Origin of the sequence: Methylopila henanensis (genome assembly GCF_042681025.1) — a bacterium.
GTDB classification, from domain to species: Bacteria; Pseudomonadota; Alphaproteobacteria; order Rhizobiales; family Methylopilaceae; genus Methylopila; species Methylopila henanensis.
On sequence record NZ_JBHUER010000001.1, the window covers coordinates 296,405 to 315,312 of the forward strand.

The 18,908-nt window shown below is 71.8% G+C and carries 15 protein-coding genes and 1 pseudogene; 7 read left to right on the top strand and 9 right to left on the bottom strand.

Annotation, left to right across the window (positions count from 1 at the left end; all coding sequences use genetic code 11):
- Positions 1–106 precede the first annotated feature (106 nt).
- From ACFSCV_RS01440 to ACFSCV_RS01450, 3 genes are read left to right on the top strand one after another with little or no spacing between them, the layout of a single operon-like run.
- Entirely contained in the window at positions 107–856 is a 750-nt protein-coding gene (locus ACFSCV_RS01440; protein WP_378796286.1) for a response regulator, read from the top strand.
- Positions 853–2,274, top strand: coding sequence for a sensor histidine kinase (locus ACFSCV_RS01445; protein WP_378796288.1), 1,422 nt, complete (start codon positions 853–855; stop codon positions 2,272–2,274). The genes ACFSCV_RS01440 and ACFSCV_RS01445 overlap by 4 nt, the downstream gene beginning before the upstream one ends.
- Before the next feature lie 54 nt (positions 2,275–2,328).
- The gene (locus ACFSCV_RS01450) at positions 2,329–3,411 is read left to right on the top strand and encodes an NAD(P)H-dependent flavin oxidoreductase (RefSeq protein WP_378796290.1); all 1,083 of its coding nucleotides are present in this window, start codon (positions 2,329–2,331) and stop codon (positions 3,409–3,411) included.
- Positions 3,412–3,778: 367 nt separating this feature from the next.
- Here ACFSCV_RS01450 and ACFSCV_RS01455 read toward each other — a convergent pair whose 3' ends face one another.
- Positions 3,779–7,492, bottom strand: a complete 3,714-nt coding sequence (locus ACFSCV_RS01455) for a vitamin B12-dependent ribonucleotide reductase (RefSeq protein WP_378796292.1) — start codon at positions 7,490–7,492, stop codon at positions 3,779–3,781.
- Positions 7,493–8,223: 731 nt separating this feature from the next.
- On the opposite strand from ACFSCV_RS01455, the gene ACFSCV_RS01460 reads away from it, so the two are divergent.
- From ACFSCV_RS01460 to ACFSCV_RS01470, 3 genes and pseudogenes are all read left to right on the top strand, one after another.
- On the top strand, positions 8,224–9,066 hold the full coding sequence (locus ACFSCV_RS01460) for an alpha/beta fold hydrolase (RefSeq protein ID WP_378796736.1): 843 nt from the start codon (positions 8,224–8,226) through the stop codon (positions 9,064–9,066).
- A gap of 124 nt (positions 9,067–9,190) precedes the next feature.
- The gene (locus ACFSCV_RS01465; RefSeq protein ID WP_378796738.1) at positions 9,191–9,604 is read left to right on the top strand and encodes an NADH:ubiquinone oxidoreductase subunit NDUFA12; all 414 of its coding nucleotides are present in this window, start codon (positions 9,191–9,193) and stop codon (positions 9,602–9,604) included.
- Between the two features lie 232 nt (positions 9,605–9,836).
- Positions 9,837–10,160: pseudogene (locus tag ACFSCV_RS01470) on the top strand (DUF2155 domain-containing protein); the annotation flags it as partial.
- A 150-nt stretch (positions 10,161–10,310) separates the two neighbouring features.
- Here the strand turns inward: ACFSCV_RS01470 and ACFSCV_RS01475 are convergent.
- The 8 genes from ACFSCV_RS01475 to ACFSCV_RS01510 all read right to left on the bottom strand — a co-directional run bounded on the left by ACFSCV_RS01475 (position 10,311) and on the right by ACFSCV_RS01510 (position 17,552).
- Positions 10,311–11,069, bottom strand: coding sequence for a proteasome-type protease (locus tag ACFSCV_RS01475; protein WP_378796294.1), 759 nt, complete (start codon positions 11,067–11,069; stop codon positions 10,311–10,313).
- A gap of 127 nt (positions 11,070–11,196) precedes the next feature.
- Positions 11,197–12,486, bottom strand: a complete 1,290-nt coding sequence (locus ACFSCV_RS01480) for a hypothetical protein (RefSeq protein ID WP_378796296.1) — start codon at positions 12,484–12,486, stop codon at positions 11,197–11,199.
- Positions 12,480–13,316 carry a tetratricopeptide repeat protein gene (locus ACFSCV_RS01485; RefSeq protein ID WP_378796298.1) on the bottom strand — a complete coding sequence of 279 codons (837 nt, stop codon included), beginning with the start codon at positions 13,314–13,316 and terminating at the stop codon, positions 12,480–12,482. The genes ACFSCV_RS01480 and ACFSCV_RS01485 overlap by 7 nt, the downstream gene beginning before the upstream one ends.
- The gene (locus ACFSCV_RS01490) at positions 13,313–14,242 is read right to left on the bottom strand and encodes a VWA domain-containing protein (RefSeq protein WP_378796300.1); all 930 of its coding nucleotides are present in this window, start codon (positions 14,240–14,242) and stop codon (positions 13,313–13,315) included. The genes ACFSCV_RS01485 and ACFSCV_RS01490 overlap by 4 nt, the downstream gene beginning before the upstream one ends.
- Positions 14,239–15,198, bottom strand: coding sequence for a VWA domain-containing protein (locus ACFSCV_RS01495; protein WP_378796301.1), 960 nt, complete (start codon positions 15,196–15,198; stop codon positions 14,239–14,241). The genes ACFSCV_RS01490 and ACFSCV_RS01495 overlap by 4 nt, the downstream gene beginning before the upstream one ends.
- Positions 15,199–15,203: 5 nt before the next feature.
- Positions 15,204–15,656, bottom strand: coding sequence for a DUF4381 family protein (locus tag ACFSCV_RS01500; RefSeq protein WP_378796303.1), 453 nt, complete (start codon positions 15,654–15,656; stop codon positions 15,204–15,206).
- The gene (locus ACFSCV_RS01505; RefSeq protein ID WP_378796305.1) at positions 15,643–16,542 is read right to left on the bottom strand and encodes a DUF58 domain-containing protein; all 900 of its coding nucleotides are present in this window, start codon (positions 16,540–16,542) and stop codon (positions 15,643–15,645) included. The genes ACFSCV_RS01500 and ACFSCV_RS01505 overlap by 14 nt, the downstream gene beginning before the upstream one ends.
- A gap of 11 nt (positions 16,543–16,553) precedes the next feature.
- Positions 16,554–17,552 (bottom strand): AAA family ATPase, encoded by a 999-nt coding sequence (locus ACFSCV_RS01510; protein WP_378796307.1) that lies wholly within the window; start codon positions 17,550–17,552, stop codon positions 16,554–16,556.
- Between the two features lie 242 nt (positions 17,553–17,794).
- Here ACFSCV_RS01510 and gnd point away from each other — a divergent pair, with 242 nt between their 5' ends.
- On the top strand, positions 17,795–18,802 hold the full coding sequence (gnd, locus tag ACFSCV_RS01515) for a phosphogluconate dehydrogenase (NAD(+)-dependent, decarboxylating) (RefSeq protein ID WP_378796309.1): 1,008 nt from the start codon (positions 17,795–17,797) through the stop codon (positions 18,800–18,802).
- The last annotated feature ends 106 nt before the right edge of the window (positions 18,803–18,908 follow it).

Here is an 18,908-nt window from a genome sequence, read left to right on the forward strand (position 1 = left end):
GTCGGCCCGTGTTTCGTCCACCTTCACAAAACAAAACATCTCGTTTGGTGACAGCGGGGGCGGTTACGTGGGACCTTGGGCCGCTAAAGTCGCGGAACCGCGTTTGATGAATATGCAGCTTCAGTCCTTCCAGAACTGCGCGCCTGAGCCGCCGGCGACGATCCTCCTCGTGGAGGACGACCGCGACATCGCCGATATGCTGGCCGAGACGCTGACGCAGAACGGTTATGTCGCCGTCGCCGCGCAGTCCGGCGCCGAGATGGACCGGCTGTTGCGCCGGCAGTCGTTCGACCTGATCGTGCTCGACGTCATGCTGCCGGGAGAGGACGGCTTCAGCATCTGCCGGCGGCTGCGGGCGGAGGCGCGGACGCCGATCGTCATGCTCACCGCCGTAGCGACCGACGTCGATCGCATCGTCGGCCTCGAGTTCGGCGCCGACGACTACGTCACCAAGCCGTTCAACACCCGCGAGCTGCTCGCCCGGATCAAGGGCCTGCTCCGCCGCGCCTCCTACGGCTCGGAGCGCCCCGGCCGGAAGAGCGCGATGACCTTCGCGGGCTGGACGATCGATCCGGTCGCGCGGACGCTGGTGGACTGCGCCGGCGCGCAGGTGTTCATGACCACCGCCGAGTTCGATCTGCTCGTCGCGCTGTGCCAGAACGCCGGCCAGGTCCTGACCCGCGAGCAGCTTCTGTCCCTGACCCATGCGGGCGTCGCGGGCCCGGTCGAGCGCAGCGTCGACGTCCACGTCAGCCGCATCCGTCAGAAGATCGAGCCGAACCCGAAGGACCCGAGCTTCATCAAGACGGTGCGGCTTGGCGGCTACCTGTTCACGCCCGTGGTCGAAGCGTCATGAGCCGCTGGCGCAGCCTGTTCCTGTGCGGGTCGATCCGCCGCCAGATCCTCTTCCTGGCGATCACGCCCGTGCTGGTCATGGTGCTGGTGGTGAGCCTGCTGCACAGCGCGGAAAACAAGGCGCCCTATGCGAGCAAGGTCGCGATCCGGATCCAGACGGTTGTCTCCCAGCTCGACGCCGCGGGGAGCCCGCAGGCGGCCGAGGCGATCATGGCGGCGACGAGCGCGACCGGGCTGAAGGTCGAGCGGATGTCCGCGCAGGCCGCGCGGAGCGAACTCGCGCCGCCGACGAGCGGCGACTGCGATCTCGCCGACATCCACAAGGCGTTCGGCGCGTCGCTCGACGCGGAGGTCCGGCGCCGGACGTCGGCGGGCTCGGAAGGCGATGTCATCGCCGTGCGCCTTCCCGACGGCGCGGCGCTCGCCTTCGCGCCGACCCCGCGTCCGCCGCTGCCGCTGCTGCACCCGGAACGCCTGTTCTTCGCGATGAAGATCCTGATCATCGTGGTCCCGATGCTGCTGCTGTCGATCTACGCCGGCGCGGTCATCATGGCGCCGCTGACGAGTTTCGCCCGCGCAGCGCAGGACCTGAGCCCCGACGAAGGCCCGGACCGGCCGTTCGACGAGCGCGGCCCGCGGGAGATCAGCGCGCTCGCGCGGGCTCTCAACGACATGCGCGCCCGCATCCGGGACATGATCGACGGCCGCACCCGCATGGTGCGCGCCATCAGCCACGACCTGCGCACGCCCCTGACGCGGCTGCGCATGCGGGCCGAGCGCTCGACCGATCCGGCGCTCCGCGACGCCATGCTGACCGACATCAGCCGCATCGACGCGATGATCCAGGAGACGCTGACCTATCTTCGGCGGGAGGTCGCGACCGAGACGACGCAGCGCGTCGACCTGCCGAGCCTGCTCCAGACGGTCTGCCACGACTTCGCGAACATGGATATGCCGGCCTCCTACGAGGGGCCGGACCGGCTGACCTTCGCCTGCAAGCCGCAATCGCTGGCGCGGGCGGTCACCAATCTCGTCGACAACGGACTGAAGTTCGCCGGCGTCGTCATGGTGCGGCTCGAGCCGCTGCCGGGCGGCGGCGTGCGTATCGAGGTCGTCGACGACGGCGCCGGCGTTCCCGAGGCGATGCGCGCCAAGGTGATCGAGCCCTTCTTCAAGGGCGACGCCAGCCGCAGCTCCAGCGCGCCGGGCGGGTTCGGCCTCGGCCTGTCGATCGTCCATGAGGTCGTCGGCGGTCATGGCGGGACGATGGAGCTGCGCGACGGCGAGCCCCACGGCCTCGTGGTCCGGCTCGACCTGCCGGACGCCTCCGCCGCCGCGGCCTCCGCGGCCCGGCGCGTGGCGGAGCCGCGGCGGCCGGAGCCGGCGCGAGAGCCTGCGACCTCGAACGCCGCGGGTTGAGCTTTCGGCCCGAAGCCTCCAGATCGGGGGCTCCGGGACCGCAGGAGCGCCGCGATGGCACTGGCCGCAACGACCTCGACCGACCGCTTCCTCGCCCTCGTCGGAGCGGCGGCCCCGATCGTCCAGGCGCCGATGGCGGGCGTCTCCACCCCTCAGCTCGCCGCGGCCGTCTCCGACGCCGGCGGTCTCGGGTCGATCGCGATCGGCGCGAGCGGGGGTAAGGCGGCGCGGGACATGATCGCCGCGACGAAGGCGCTGACGGCGAAGCCCTTCAACGTCAACGTGTTCTGCCATCCGCCGGCGGTTCGCGACGCCGACCGCGAGGCCGCCTGGCTGCGCTGGCTGGCGCCGCTGTTCGCGGCGTTCGGGGCGGAGCCTCCCGCGGCGCTGGCTGAGATCTACAAGAGCTATCTGCAGGACGACGAGGCCTTCCGGTTGCTGCTGGAGGCGCGGCCGAAGGTCGTCAGCTTCCATTTCGGGCTGCCGCCGCGGACCCATGTGGAAGCGTTCCGCGCCGCGGGCGTCGTGACCATGGCGACCGCCACCAATCCGGACGAGGCGGAGCTGATCGAGGCCGCCGGGATCGACGTGATCGTGGCGCAGGGCGTCGAGGCTGGCGGCCACCGCGGCATGTTCGAGGTCGAGGCGCCCGACGCCGCCTTGAGCGCGAGCGTGCTCGTCAGCCTGATCGCGCGGCGGGCGCGCATCCCGGTGCTTGCGGCCGGCGGGATCATGGACGGGCGCGGCGTGCGGGCGGCGCTCGCGCTCGGGGCCGCCGGCGCGCAGCTCGGCACCGCCTTCGCGCTCTGTCCCGAGAGCGCCGCCGGCCCGGCCTACCGCGCGGCGCAGAAGAGCCCGCGCGCCTTCGACACGCGGCTGACCTCGGCGATCTCCGGCCGCCCCGCGCGCGGGCTTACGAACCGCCTGATGCGCGAGGCCGCCGCCCCCGGCGCGCCGCCCGCGCCCGCCTATCCCGTCGCCTACGACGCCGGCAAGGCGCTCCACGCCGCGGCCTCCGCCCGGGGAAGCGACGACGCCGCGGCGTTCTGGGCCGGGCAGGGCGCCCCGCTCGCGCGCGAGCTGCCGGCCGCCGAACTGATGCGGCGGCTCGTCGAGGAGATGGGCGAGGAGCGCTGACCGCCCGGCCGCGCGCGTCCGGCCGCCATGGGCGGGCGCGTCAGGCCGGCGATGTCAGACGGCAGAATGGATTAATGGTCCGGTCGGCCGAACCATGACAGGGGCGTTTCGAAGGGAGCAGCAGGTCCGTCCTGGCTGGGCTGCAATATCCGGACAGGGCCTCGGCCGTCATGCCCGGGCTTGACCCGGCTATCCATCTGTCGCCGGCGCGTCCGCGCCGGGTGGATCCTGAGGGCCCAAGCCCAAGGAGACGGGCGCGGTTACAGCGCCGGAGCGTCACGACGCGATCTCCTCCCAGAGATCGCGCCGGAGCTATCCATCAAGGATGACTGAATTTCGCCGAGAAGGCCCATCGCGAGAACTTTCTTCAGCTACACCCGCTTGTCGAGCCGCACGTGTCGCACTTCAGGCAGGTTCCGTTGCGGACCATGGTGAAGTTGCCGCACTCCGAGCAGTTTTCGCCTTCGTAGCCCTTGAGCCGCGCTTCGGCCCGGCGGGCGTCGGCGGTCTTGGGCGCAGAGGCGACCTCCTTCGGGGCCTCCCAGGCGAGGTGGCCGAGCGCCTCTTCCGTGGCCGGGGCGGCTTGCGGCTCGCGCTTCAGCGCGGTCGCGCCCTGGACGGCGAGGCCGGCCGTCGTCGCGGGGCGGGAGCCGCCGATGGCGGTGACGTTGGACGAGCCCTTGGGCTCCGGCGTGCCGCCGACGCCCGGCACGGCCGAAAGCTGCCGCCCGCGCAGAAGACCCTTGGACACCGGAACCACGGGCGCCTTGCCCTGCTCGACGCCGCCGCCGATCGCGTCCGGCGAGATGTCGGACGGGTCCACATGGGCGAGGTCGTAGCGGGAGAGGTAGGAGATCGCGAGCTCGCGGAACACGTAGTCGAGGATCGAGGTCGCGTTCTTGATGGTGTCGTTGCCCTGCACGAAGCCGGCCGGCTCGAAGCGGGTGAAGGTGAAGGCCTCCACATACTCCTCGAGCGGCACGCCGTACTGCAGGCCGAGCGAGACCGCGATGGCGAAGTTGTTCATAACCGAGCGGAAGGCCGCGCCTTCCTTGTGCATGTCGATGAAGATCTCGCCGATGCGGCCGTCGTCGTATTCGCCGGTGCGGAGATACACCTTGTGGCCGCCGACGATGGCCTTCTGGGTGTAGCCCTTGCGGCGGCCCGGCAGCTTCTCGCGCTCGCGGACCACCTGAAGCTGCACGCGCTCGACGATCTTCTCGATCACCTGCGCGGTGCGGGCGGCGGACGGCTGCGCGACCAGCGCCTCGACGGCGTCGTCCTCGTCGTCCTCGTCCGCGATCAGCTGGGCCGAGAGCGGCTGCGAGAGCTTGGAGCCGTCGCGGTAGAGCGCGTTCGCCTTCAGCGCGAGCTTCCACGACAGCATGTAGGCCGCGGAGCAGTCCTCCACCGTCGCGTCGTTCGGCATGTTGATGGTCTTGGAGATCGCGCCCGAGATGAAGGGCTGCGCCGCCGCCATCATGCGGATGTGGCTCTCGACCGAGAGGAAGCGCTTGCCGGTGCGCCCGCAGGGGTTGGCGCAGTCGAACACGGGGTAGTGCTCGACCTTCAGGTGCGGGGCGCCCTCGACCGTCATCGCGCCGCAGACATGGGTGTTCGCGGCCTCGACGTCGGCCTTCGAGAAGCCGAGGTGGCTGAGCAGGTCGAAGGACGGGTCCTCGAGCTTCTCCGCCGGAACCTTCAAGCCTTGCGTAAGGAAGGCCTCGCCGAGCGTCCATTTGTTGAAGATGAACTTGACGTCGAAGGCGGACTTCGCCGCGGCCTCGAGCGCCTGGATCGCCTCGTCCGGGAAACCCTTGGCGCGGAGCGAGCCGGGGTTGATGGCGGGCGCCTGGGCGAGCGAGCCGTGGCCCACGGCGTAGGCCTCGATCTCGGCGATCTGGTGCTCGGCGTAGCCGAGCGCGCGCAGAGCTTCCGGCACCGCGCGGTTGATGATCTTGAAGTAGCCGCCGCCGGCGAGCTTCTTGAACTTCACCAGCGCGAAGTCGGGCTCGATGCCGGTGGTGTCGCAGTCCATCACGAGGCCGATCGTGCCAGTCGGCGCGATGACGGAGACCTGCGCGTTGCGGAAGCCGTTCTGTTCGCCGAGCGACAGCGCGCGGTCCCAGGCCGCGCGGGCGGCCGAGACGATCGACTGGTCGGGGCAGGAGCCGGCGTCGAGCGGGACGGGCAGGGTGGCAAGGCTCTCGTAGCCGGTCGACTCGCTGCGGGCGGCGCGGGCGTGGTTGCGGATGACGCGGAGCATGTGCTCGCGGTTTTCCGGGTAGCCCTCGAACGCGCCGAGCTCGCCGGCCATCTCGGCGGAGGTGGCGTAGGCCGTGCCGGTCATCAGCGCGGAGAGCGCGCCGCAGATCGCGCGGGCTTCCGCGCTGTCATAGGCGACGCCGGAGGACATCAGCAGGCCGCCGATGTTCGCGTAGCCGATGCCGAGCGTGCGGTAGCGCCAGGAGAGCGCCGCGATCTGGCGCGACGGGAACTGCGCCATCAGCACCGAGATCTCGAGCACGATCGTCCACAGCCGGCAGGCGTGGGCGTAGGACTCGACGTCGAACGACTTATCCGCGCGGCGGAACTGCAGCAGGTTCAGCGAGGCGAGATTGCAGGCCGTGTCGTCGAGGAACATGTACTCCGAGCACGGGTTCGAGGCGCGGATCGGGCCTGAAGCCGGGCAGGTGTGCCAGTCGTTGACGGTGGTGTGGAACTGGATGCCGGGGTCGGCGCAGGCCCAGGCGGCGTAGGACACCTGATCCCACAGCCCGCGGGCCTTCAGCGTCTTGGTGACCTTGCCGGTGGTGCGGCCGATGAGATTCCAGTCGCCGTCGGTCTCGACCGCGCGCAGGAAGTCGTCGGTGACGCGCACCGAGTTGTTGGAGTTCTGGCCCGCGACGGTGAGATAGGCCTCGCCGTCCCAGTCCGTGGTGTAGGTGTCGAAGTCGACGTCGGTCACGCCCTGCGCCGCCTGCTGCAGCACGCGCTTGATCAGGCTGTCCGGCACCATGGCCTTGCGGGCGAGCTTCACCTCGCGCTTGAGCGCGGGGTTCTTCTCCGGGTTGGAGCAGTCGCCGTCCGGGCCGTCGCAGTTGACGCAGGCTTTCACGATCGCCTTGAGGTGCTTGCGGACGACCTTGGAGCCGGTGACGAGCGCCGCGACCTTCTGCTCCTCCTTCACCTTCCAGGAGACGTAGTTCTCGATGTCCGGGTGGTCGGCGTCGACCACGACCATCTTAGCCGCGCGGCGCGTGGTGCCGCCCGACTTGATGGCGCCGGCGGCGCGGTCGCCGATCTTGAGGAACGACATCAGGCCCGACGACTTGCCGCCGCCCGAGAGCCGCTCGCCTTCGCCGCGGAGCTGGGAGAAGTTGGAACCGGTGCCGGAGCCGTACTTGAACAGGCGCGCCTCGCGCACCCACAGGTCCATGATGCCGCCGTCGTTCACGAGGTCGTCGGAGACGCCCTGGATGAAGCAGGCGTGCGGCTGCGGCCGCTCATAGGCGCTCTCGGAGGCGCGCACCTCGCCGGTCCGGTGGTCGGCGTAGAAATGGCCCTGGGACGGGCCGTCGATGCCGTAGGCCCAGTGCAGGCCTGTGTTGAACCACTGCGGCGAGTTCGGCGCGGCCTTCTGGGTCGCGAGCATGTAGGCGAGCTCGTCGAAGAAGGCGCGCGCGTCTTCCTCCTGGTCGAAGTAGCGGTGGGTCCAGCCCCAGTAGGTCCAGGCGCCGGCGAGGCGGTCGAACACCTGACGGGCGTCGCGCTCCCCGGAGAAGCGCTCGGCCTCGGGCAGGGCGGCGAGCGCGTCCTGGTCGGCGACCGAGCGCCAGAGCCAGGAGGGAACCGTGTTCTCCTCGACCGGCTTCAGCTTCGCGGGCACCCCGGCCTTGCGGAAGTACTTCTGCGCCAGGATGTCGACCGCGACCTGGCTCCAGGCCTCCGGCACGTCGATGTCGGCGGCGCGGAACACGGTCGAGCCGTCCGGATTGCGGATCTCGCTGGTCGCCTTGCGAAACGCGATCGTCGCGTAGGGCGACTGGCCGGCTGTGGTGTAGCGACGTTCGATGCGCATGGATCCGAAGCTCCAGAACGTGGTCTGCGCGACGTCCCCCCGAGGGTAACGCGCAAAGGGGCGTTTCCGCGCAACGAGGCTGCGCGGATGCGAAGCGGAGGGCAGGCGGGCCATCCGGTCGTGACGTGAAGCGGGCCGCCGGCGACGCCTGCTGGCGATCACCCGACGAGGACCCGGAGGCTAACGCGAGTCGCGCCGGGCCGTCGAGGCGGTAGTGGGGTTAATGGCCTCTTATCCACGCTATCTATGGCGCGCCTGCCACGCTCAACACACAACATATGGTGTCGGCGAGTCGTGAATCAAAGGTGAAAAACGGACAGGTCGAGGCTTCGGAATCCCCGCGCCTGCAACGCTTTCGCGGGCGCGCGAGCGGCCGGCCCGCCTATGTGGAAAACTGCGGGGAGGGCAGGGCCGGGCTCTGCGCCATGTTTCCTTTCGAAGACATGGCTATTGTCGTTTTCGGCCCGGTTTATGTCGAAACCGCCAATCCTGCGAAGGTCCGGGCGCGCTCATATTGGCTTCACGAAACGCCGCGAAGACGTCGCGGCGGACGCCACGAGCCGAGAGCGCAGGAGACGACGATGGACCAAGACCCGACGAGCTTTCGCGGCGCCCTGACCCGGCGCGCGGTGATGGCTTCGGCCGCAGGCGCGGCGCTGCTCACCACGCTTCCCGCGCGCGGCGCGGAACCCAAGGGCCAATCCCGGCCCGCACACCACGGAGACGACATCATGGCCGGCAATTTCGTCACGACGTCCGACGGCGTCGAGATTTTCTACAAGGACTGGGGTCCGAAGGAGGCGCAGCCGATCGTGTTCCATCACGGCTGGCCGCTGTCCTCCGACGACTGGGACGCGCAGCTGCTGTTCTTCCTGTCGAAGGGCTACCGCGTCGTCGCCCACGACCGCCGCGGCCACGGCCGCTCGGCGCAGGTCTGGGACGGCCACGACATGGACCACTACGCCGCCGACGCCGCCGCCGTCGTCCAGCATCTCGACCTGAGGAACACCGTCCACATCGGCCATTCCACCGGCGGCGGCGAGGTCGCCCGCTACGTCGCGAAGCACGGCGAGCCTCAGGGCCGCGTCGCCAAGGCGGTGCTCGTCAGCGCGGTGCCGCCGCTGATGCTCAAGACCGAGGCCAATCCCGGCGGCCTGCCGATCGAGGTGTTCGACGGTTTCCGCCAGGCGACCGCGGGCAACCGCGCCCAGTTCTTCCTCGACGTGCCGAGCGGGCCCTTCTACGGCTTCAACCGGCCGGGCGCGAAGGTCGACCAGGGCGTGATCAACAACTGGTGGCGGCAGGGCATGATGGGCTCGGCCAAGGCGCATTACGACGGCATCAAGGCGTTCTCGGAGACCGACCAGACCGAGGACCTGAAGGCGATCAGCGTGCCGACGCTGGTGCTGCACGGCGAGGACGACCAGATCGTCCCGATCGACGCCAGCGCGCGGCTTTCGGCTCCGCTGCTGAAGAACGGGACGCTCAAGACCTATACCGGCTTCGGCCACGGCATGCTGACCGTCAACGCCGACGTCCTCAACGCCGACCTCCTCGCCTTCGTGAAGAGCTGAAACGTAAGAAGCGGGCGGCCCCGGCGCCGCCCGCTTCTCGCTCGCGGGACTGGACAAGTCCGGTCCCGCGCAGCATACCGGGCGCACGGCGTTCAACCGGCGAGGCCTCGCCCACATGTCCCTTATGAGCGTGCTCACGGATATCTTCACCTGGTGGAACGGCGCCACCGTCGGCACGCGCTTCGCGCTGTCGCGGGGCGGCGAGTTCGTCGGCGAGGACGAGTTCGGCAACCGCTACTACCGGCTGAAGAACGACCCCGAAAAGAACGCCGCCTTCGGGCCCGAGCGCCGCTGGGTGGTCTATTCCGGCTACGCCGAAGCCTCGGCCATCCCGACCGGCTGGCACGGCTGGATGCACCACACCGTCGCGACGCCGCCGACCGCCGAGACCTACGCCGCCCGGGAGTGGGAGAAGCCGCACCGCTCCAACAAGACCGGCACGCGCGAGGCCTACCGCCCGAAGGGCTCGACGCTCTCGGCGGAGCGTCGCCGGCCCGCCGCCACTGGCGACTACGAGGCCTGGACGCCAGGGTCCTGAGCCTCCGGACCACGAGCGCGCCCGGTCGACGGCCCCACGCCGCGACAGGGCCGCAATCGCCGTGCTTTCTCGGCGGCCGCATCGCCTCACCATTCCCCGGGATTCGCCTGTGACGCCGACTCGCCTGCTGATCGCCGCCGCGCTGTCCGCCGCGGCGCTCGCGCCCCATCAGGCGCAGGCCCAGAATCCGGGAACAGCGACGACGCCGGAGCCGAAGCGCGGCCGCCCCGAGGTGATCGCGCCGACGCCGCGCATCGAGAACCCCGTCGCGGTGTTCAACGGCCTCGACAAGATCACCGGCCGCATCACCGAGTTCGACGTCGCGATCGACCGCACCGTCGCCTTCGGCGCGCTGCAGGTGACGCCGCGCATCTGCTACACGCGCCCGCCGACCGAGCAGCCGAACACCACCTCCTATGTCGAGGTGGTCGAGACCACGCTCGGCAACGAGCAGAAGAAGATCTTTTCGGGCTGGATGTTCGCCGCGAGCCCCGGCCTGTCGAGCGTCGAGCACCCGATCTACGACGTTTGGCTCGTCGACTGCAAAGGCGGCGCGCGGCCGGAAGCGCCGCAGGGCCCCACGCTCGGCGAGTGAACGCGGGCAGCCCCACGCTCATCCACGCGGGCCGTCATGCCCTGCGGAGCCAGGCATCCATGACCGCCTACAATCGTAGACCTCGGCGCAAAAGTCGCGGACGCCCGCGACTCAGATGTCGCCGGGCACGTTCGAACCGTAGGGCGGGCGCGGGATTTCCATGTGGGCCGAGCGCAGCGCCTTGGACCAGCGCTCCCGGAGATCGAGGAAGTAGGGCTCGGACGGCTCGATGCGGTAGTCGAGCTCCGGCTCCAGCGCGTCCTTGCGCAGCACCAGCACGTCGATGGGCGGGCCGACGCCGAGATTCGAGCGCATGGTCGAGTCCATCGAGATCAGACCGATCTTGAGCGCGTCGTAAAGGTCGGTCTCGTAGGTCACGGCGCGGTCGAGAATCGGCTTGCCGTACTTGTGCTCGCCGATCTGGAAATAGGGCGTGTCCGGCGTCACCTCGATGAAGTTGCCGGCGGCGTAGATCATGAACAGCCGCAGCCGCCCGCCCGCGACCTGCCCCCCGAACAGAAGCTGCACGTCGAACCGGGCGGTCATCTGCTCGAGTCCCGGCCCGTCGACGCGCCAGACCTCGCGCACGGCGCGGCCGACGAGCTGCGCCGCCTTGAACATGGTCGGCTGGCTGTCGAGCGTCTCGAGCTCGCCCGTTTCGGGATTCTCCACGCCCTCGGCCAGCAGGCTGAGCACCGACTGGCTGACCGACAGATTGCCCGACGTCGCGATGGCGAGCACGCGGCGGCCCTTCTCCGAGACGATCTTGAGCTTGCGGAACACGGCGATGTTGTCGATGCCCGCGTTGGTGCGGGTGTCGGCGATCATGACGAGGCCGTCGCGGACGAGCAGGCCGACGCAATAGGTCATTGCGGATGTGGATCCCGGATGCGGAAGACGGGCGACGCTAGCAAGAGACTCCCCGCCGCGCCAACGAGGAACGGGCATGGGGCGCCCTCCGAATCGGCAGGCGTGACATTTGTGCTGCCATGCCCGCTCAAGGGGTCGGCCGCGCTCCGTCGAGCGGCGCCAGCGCTGATCGCGGCGCGACCCGAAGGCCAGAGGGGCCGCGGCGGGCCTTGGCGACGGCGGCGGCGAGCTTCCGGAGATCGGGAGTCTCCTCGGGCGGAGCGTCCGCGAACAGCCGGCGGTCGAGCGCCGCCACGCCGGCCTGCGCCGCCGGATCGGCCCTGAGGCGCGCGGCGGTCTCGGGCTCCGCCCGGGCGAGGTCGGTCAGCGCCGCCCGGAAGGCGGAGGCGTCGCCGCGCCGGGCCGCGCGACGCATCGCCCGCAGCGCCGCCGCCGCGCGCTTCGGCAGCCTCAGCCCGTCGGCCCCGCCGGCGACCAGCAGGACGCCGACGCCGGCGAGCAGCGCCGCGACGCCCGCCCCGAGCACCGCGAGCAGCGGCGGCCGTTTGGACTTCGGCGGAGGCGGCTCGCCGGTCTCGTCGGCGGCGGCGGCCCAGGCCATGCGGCGGGCCGGGATCACCGCCTCGCGCATCTTGCGGGCGCCCGTGTCGAACCACGGAATGCGGATTTCCTGCACGGTCGCCGGGAACGCGGTGGTGGGACGGATTTCCCAGCTGTAGGTCGCGCGGGAGATCGGCCCGCGCGCGGCGATCTTGGTCTCGCGGTCGCTCGGCCCCTTGAAGCTGATGACGCCCGGCGAGCGCAGCACCGGCGTCGCCGGCAGCATGTCGGCGGGCACGCCGTCGGCGAGGATCGTCACCGTCCGGCGCAGCGTCTCGCCGCGCGGCACGTGGTCCGGATCGCCCGACCACTCGTCCGTCACCTCGACCGAGCGCGCCGGCAGCCACCAGGCGTTGGCGTCGTCGGGGCCCCCGGGACCCTTCCATTCCGCGACGTCGAGCGTGACGGGCGCGGAGCGCACCTCGATGTCGCGGCCGCGCGCGCCGTCGACGACGGATAGCTTGTGCGTGAACGGCGCGATCCGGAGCTTGCCGGAGCGGTTGGGATAGACCGCGATGATCCGGGTGAAGCGACGCTTGGCGAAACCGTCGTCCTCCACGGTCTCCAGCGTGTCCTTGCCGAGCTCCGCCCAGGCGAAGTCGACCAGCTCCGGCTGCACCAGCTTCTCGCGGTTGATCAGCGGGCGGTAGACGCCCTCGATCTGCAGCAGAACGAGCTCGTGCGGGTAGGGCGGCTCCTTCACGAGAGGCGTCACCGTCAGCCGCACGTCCTCGAGCTCGGACGGCTCCGCGACGGCGCCGCCCGCGGCCAGCAAGGCAAAGGCGAGGGTCAGGGCGCGGAGGAGGCGGGTCACCATTGCTCGGTCCCCGTCGGAGCGGCGACGCCGCGCTCCACGCGCCGGGCGCGCTCGGCCGCGAGCTTCAGCTTGAGGTATTTTCCGGGATCGTCCGGCAGGGTGGCGAGCCATTGCGGCGAGGCGCTCACCGCCTGCTGCTGGTGGCTCTTCGCGAGCCGCAGCGACGGCTGCTCCATCTGCTTCGCGACGCTCGCCTGCTCCGTCCCGGTCCGGCCAGCGCCTTCCGCCGCGCCGATCGAGCCGCGGGCGGCGGCGCGTTCGTCGGACGCCTTGCTCTGTTCGGCGCGGCCGGCGCGGGCGACCTGGCTGCCGCCAGGGGACTGCGCCTCGCGTCCGCTGTCGCGGTCGCCGGCCATGCCCTCGCCGGTCGAGTTGACGTCGTTCTCGGCGTCGGAGGGCGCCTCGCCGCCGCGCTTCTGCTTGGCCGCGCGCGCGTTGGCGGGGTTGTTGGCGTCGCGCTCGATGGCTTCGCGCTTCGCTCTGAGCGCCTCAACCAGCGCGAGGTTGTGGCGGGCGTCGTCGTCGTTGGGGTCGAGGAACAGCGCCTCGTTCAGGGCCTTCTCCGCCTCGGCGAGACGGCCGGCGCGGGCGTGCGCGGTGCCGAGGTCATAGGTCGCGCCCGCGAAGCGCCGCCCCTGGAACAGCTCGGCGGCCTCGTCGTAGCGCCCTTGCGCGTAGAGCACGGCGGCGCGCCAGTCCGGGCCCTCCAGCAGCGCGCCGGCGAGGCCGGGCAGGCCGGCGTGATAGAGCGCGCGGCCGAGCGGCTCACGCGGGTCGGCGACGACGAGGGCGGCGACGGCGGCCGCGAGCACAAGCCCGGCGCGGATCATGCGCTCCTCCGGAACAGCAGCAGGGCGGGCGCGCAGGCGAGCAGCAGCAGCGCGCGGCCGAGATCGAACCAGACGATCGAGGCGAACGGGCCGGGGCCGAGCCGCTCCGCCGCCGAGCGCGACAGCGTGGAGACGACCGCCTCCGGCCGCTCGATGTCGGCGGCCTCGCCGCCGCCGAGGCTCGCGATCAGGCCGAGCTCGGCGCGGCCGGGCGACTCCGGCTTCGACGGCGCGAGCGGGGTCGGCGGCACATAGAGCGTGCTGACCGCATGTCCCTCGGCGGCGAGCGCGCGCGCCTCGGCCTCGGCGCCCTGGTTGAGCCCGCCGCCGTCCGAGACCAGCACCACGTCGCCGCCCACCACGCCGGCCTTCCGCAGGGTTTCGCGCGCGAGCGCCAGCGCGGTGGTCGGCGCGCTGCCGACGTCCGGCACGGTCTCGCCGTCGAGCGAGAAGATCATGGTCTCGATCGCCTTGTGATCGGTCGTCGGCGGGTTCGCGAGATAGGCGTCGCCGGCGTAGACGATGATCGCGATCTGGCGGGAGCCCGCGGCTTCGGCGGCGGCGTAGGCCGCGATCTTGGCGTCGCGGAAGCGGGGGCTGTCCGCGACCGAACGCGACAGGTCCATGGCGATGACCACGGCGTCGAGGTTGCGGAAGGCGCCGGCGCCGGCGCGCTCGACGGCGGGGCCCGTCAGCGCCAGCGCGATCGCGCCCGCGGCGAGCGCCGCGAGCAGGCCACTGCGCCCGCGGCCGGTGACGAGCGCGCCGCGCCGGGCGAGGGCGGCGAACAGATGCGGATCGACTGCGCGTCGCCACTCGCCGGCCTCCCCGGCGCGCCGGACCGCGACGAAGGCGAGCGCGATCGCGAAGGGGAGCGCGAGCAGCCACCACGGCCGCAGCAGGGCGAAGGCGCCGAAGTCGATCATCGCCGCCGCCCCGGCCAGAGCGCGCCCGCGACCGTCGCGAAGAAGGCGAGCCCGGCCGGCCAGGGCCAGAGCTCGCGCCAGATCGGCGCCGCGGGGGCGAGCGTCCGCGTCGGCTCGATCTCGTCGATCGCGTCGATCGCCTTCTGCAAATCCTCGGTCGCGCGGACGCGGAAGAACGATCCGCCGCTGACCTCGGCGATGTTCCGAAGCGTCGCGGCGTCGACCACGTCCGGGTCGTAGCCCGTGACCTCGGTCGTCTCCTTCGGGCCCATCGCGATGGTGTGGACGCGGACGCCGAGCGTCTTCGCGAGCTGGGCCACGTCGCGCGGCAGCGCCGTGCCGGCGTTGTTGGAGCCGTCCGACAGCAGCACGACCACGCGGGCCTTGCCCGGCGCGTCGGCGAGCCGTCGGAGCGCGAGGCCGAGCCCTTCGCCGATGGCGGTCGAGCGGCCCACGAGGCCGATCGCGGCGGCGTCGAAGGCGCTCGCGACCGCGTCGACGTCGTAGCTCGGCTCGGCCGCGACGAAGGCGCGGTCGGCGAAGGCGACGAGCCCGACGCGGTCTCCGGCGCGGCCTCGGACGAAGTCGGAGCCGAGCCTGCGCACTACGTCGAGCCGGCGGGCGGTCGCGCCGTCGAGCGCGAAATCGCGCCGCTCCATGCTGCCGGACAGGTCGAGCGCGATCATCAGGTCGCGGCCGGTCGTGGGCAGCGCCGACGCCGGCAGCACCACGCGCGGGCCGGCGAGGGCGGCGACGAGCGCGATCCAGGCGATCCAGGCCGCGATCTTGGCGTCGCGCGCCGGCGCCCGGACCGAGCCTGCGTCCGCAAAGTCTCCGACTACGGTGTCGGGCGCCTTCAGCGCGCCGCCGACGCGCGCGTCCGGCGCGGCGAACCAGGCGATCAGCGGCGGCAGCGCCAGCAGCACGAACACGTAAGGGGTCGCGAACTCCCACATCGCCTTCAGCGCTCCAGCCGGCGCATCAGCGCGCCGAGTTCGTCGTCGAGCGCCGCGGTGTCGCCGGCCTCGCGGACGTAGAGGCCGTCCGCGAAGACGCGGCCGCCGCGCGCGGTGAAGAGGTCGGAGCCGAACACGCGGTCGAGGGTCTTGGCCCATTCGCCGCCGACGCGGCGGGCGTCCTCCTCGCCCGCGATTGTGCGCACGATGCGGCGGAGCAGGGCGGCTTGCGCCACGCGCTTCTCGTCCTCGGGTAGAGCGAGGGTGTCCTTGAACGCCGTGACGGCGCTTGCGCGCAGCGACAGGCGCGGGCGCGCCAAAAGTTGGAACAGCAGGGCCGCGCAGAGCGCCAGCACGAGGCCCAGCGCGACGGCGAGGCCGATGTCGGTCCAGTAGGAGCCTGCCGCCGGCGGCAGGTGTAGGCCGCGCAGGCCCTGAAGCTCGTCAGCGGGCGGCATCGACGCGCTCCAGCGCGGCGGCCGCGCGTTCGGGCCCGAGGCCAGCGTCGATCTGCAGCACGGCGAGGCCGAGCGCCTCGAGCCGGGCGACGCGCGGGTCCGGTCCGCCCGGGCGGGCGTTCCGGTCCGAGAACCATCCGCTGCGGCCGTCGCGGGTCAGGAAGGCGAAAGCGCCCTTCGGCGGCGAGATTTCGAGCGCGTCGGCGACCAGCAGCACGGTGATCGAGACGCGCGCGGTCGCGGCCTTCGCGATCTCGTCGAAGCGCGCGCCGGGCGCGTCGAGCCCGGTCGCCAGAACCAGATGGCCGCCGCGCGGCAGGGCGCCGACGGCCGTGTCGAGCGCGGCGTCGAGCGGGGGATCGTCCTGGTCCGGCTCGGCGAGGGCGCGGGCGTGCGCGCCCGCCATGACGCCGACGACGGTCGTCATGGCGCGCTCGCCGCCCTTCGGCCGCGCGAAGGCGGGCTCGCCGGTTCCGGCGCAGAGCGCGCCGATGCGACCGCCCTCGGCCACGGCGCGCCAGCCGACGATCGCGAGCGCCTCGGCGGCCGCGACCGAGCGGAACGCGCGCCGCGTGCCGAACAGCATCGCCGGCCGGAAATCCGCCATCAGCAGCACGGCGCGCTCGCGCTCGTCGCGGAAGGTGCGCACATGCGGCTGGCCGGAGCGGGCGGTGGTGTTCTTGTCGATGTGGCGGATGTCGTCGCCGTCGGCCCACAGCCGCACGTCGTCGATCTCGCTGCCGCGGCCGCGCCGGCGCGTGACGATCCCGCCCGGCCGCGCGGCGAGCCGGCGCGGCGTGACCGGCGGCGAGCGCCGGGTCAGATGCCGCAGGCCCATCAGCGCGGAGGCGTCGAGATCGACGCCGGGAACGCCGGCCGCGTCCATGGCTGCCGCGCTCAGAGCGGACGGACGGCGTCGAGCAGCGGCGCGACCAGGTCGCGCGCCGTTCGGCCGTCCGCGGCCGCCCGCCACGTCAGCACCAAGCGGTGCGCCAGCGTGTCGGCGGCGAGCTCGGCGACGTCGTCGGGCGTGGCGTGGTCGCGGCCCTCGAGATAGGCGCGCGCCTTGGCGGCGGCGGCGAGCGAGAGCGTGCCACGCGGCGAGACCGGATACTCGATCGCCCGGCGAACCTCCGGGGCGACGTCCGCCTCGCGCGTCGCGGAGACGATGCGCACGATGTAGTCCTTCAGCGCCGGGGCGAGGTGCACGTTCGCGACGTCGCGGCGGGCGCGGCGGACCTCGTCGGCGGAGAGCTTCAGCGGCATGGCGTCCTCGCCGCCGACCGTCTCGCGCTCGACGAGGTCGAGAATCCTGCGCTCCGACGCGGCGTCGGGCAGCCCGACGACCACATGAAGCAGGAAACGGTCGAGCTGCGCTTCCGGCAGCGGGAAGGTGCCTTCGTGCTCGATCGGGTTCTGGGTCGCCACCACCATGAACGGATCGGGGAGCGGATAGGTAGCCGAACCCGCCGTGACCTGCCGCTCGGCCATGGCCTCGAGCAGGGCGGACTGCACCTTCGGGGGGGCGCGGTTGATCTCGTCCACCAGCACCAGCGAATGGAACAGCGGGCCGGCGAGGAACTCGAACCGGCCCTGGTCGGGCCGCCACACCGTCGTGCCGGTCAGGTCCGCCGGCATCAGGTCCGGCGTGCACTGGATGCGCGCGAAGGACGAGTCGAGGCCCGCCGACAGCCGCTTGACGGCGCGGGTCTTCGCGAGGCCGGGCGCGCCCTCGACCAGCACATGGCCGCCGGTGAGCAGGCCGATGAGCAGGCGTTCGATCAGCGCGCCGGATCCGATCAGCCCGGCTTCGAGGCCCCGGCGAAGCTGGCCGACCCGCTCCCGAATCGCGGTGTCGGCGACCGGAGCCGCCGGCGCGGCGTCGTGCGCGTTCATGGCCCTGCGGCCCTGCGGCCGCGCGGCGGTTCGCTCGAGTTCATGGTTCCTCCGGAACGCCCTTATTATTCATGATTATTTTGTCGCCGGGGCGATCTCGCCCATTCTTCCGAGCGGCGTCAATCCTGGCGGATGGTCGATACGTCGCCGAACGCATGCCAGATCTGCGTGAGCGCCCTCGACGCGGCCGCTTGAGGGTTTATCTCCGGTCGCGCCAATGGCGAGCAGAATGAGGAGCAGCCATGAAGATCGGAGTCGTCGGCCTCGGCCGCATGGGCGGCAACATCGCCCGCCGCCTGATGGACAAGGGCCACGACTGCGTCGTGTTCGACGTCTCGGCGGCGGCCGTGGACGCGCTCGCCGCCGACGGGGCCTCGCCGGCGCGTTCGCTCGCCGAGCTCGCGTCGGCGCTGCCGGCGCCGCGCGCGGTGTGGGTGATGCTGCCCGAGGGCAAGATCACCGAGGACGCGGTGTCGGAGCTGCTCGCGGGGCTCGACCCCGACGACGTGGTGATCGACGGCGGCAACACCTTCTACAAGGACGACGTCCGCCGCGCGAAGGCGTTCGCCGACAAGGGCCTGCACTATGTCGACGTCGGCACGTCCGGCGGGGTGTGGGGCCGGGAGCGCGGCTACTGCCTGATGATCGGCGGCGACAAGGCCGCGGTCGACCGGCTCGATCCGATCTTCGCCGCGCTCGCGCCGGGCGCCGGCTCGATCGACCCGACGCCGAAGCGCGAGGGCCGCGATCCGCGCGTGGAGCAGGGCTACATGCATTGCGGGCCGGCGGGCTCGGGCCACTTCGTGAAGATGATCCACAACGGCATCGAATACGGCCTGATGCAGGCCTACGCGGAAGGCTTCGACATCATCCGCGGCAAGGCCTCGACCGAGCTGCCGGAGGACCGCCGCTTCGACATCGACGTGGCCGACGTCGCGGAGCTGTGGCGGCGCGGCAGCGTGGTGTCGTCCTGGCTGCTCGACCTGACCGCGACGGCGCTCGCCGCCGATCCGCATCTCGACGGCTTCGAGGGCCGCGTCGCCGATTCGGGCGAGGGGCGCTGGACCATCGAGGCCGCGATCGAGGAGGCCGTGCCGGCCGACGTGCTGGCGGCGGCGCTGTTCGCCCGGTTCCGCTCGCGCGTCGCGCATCCGTTCTCCGACCGCCTGCTGTCGGCGATGCGGTTCCAGTTCGGCGGCCACAAGGAGCCGCCCGCCAGCGTCGGCGAGGAGACGAAGACGCGGACGTAAGCGGCCGACGTCGTCATCCCGGCCAAGCGGCGGAGGTCGCGCCGAGCCGGGATCGCTCTCCGGGACGGTCCCGGATCGGCCTCGGCCGTCCGGGATGACGCCCTGG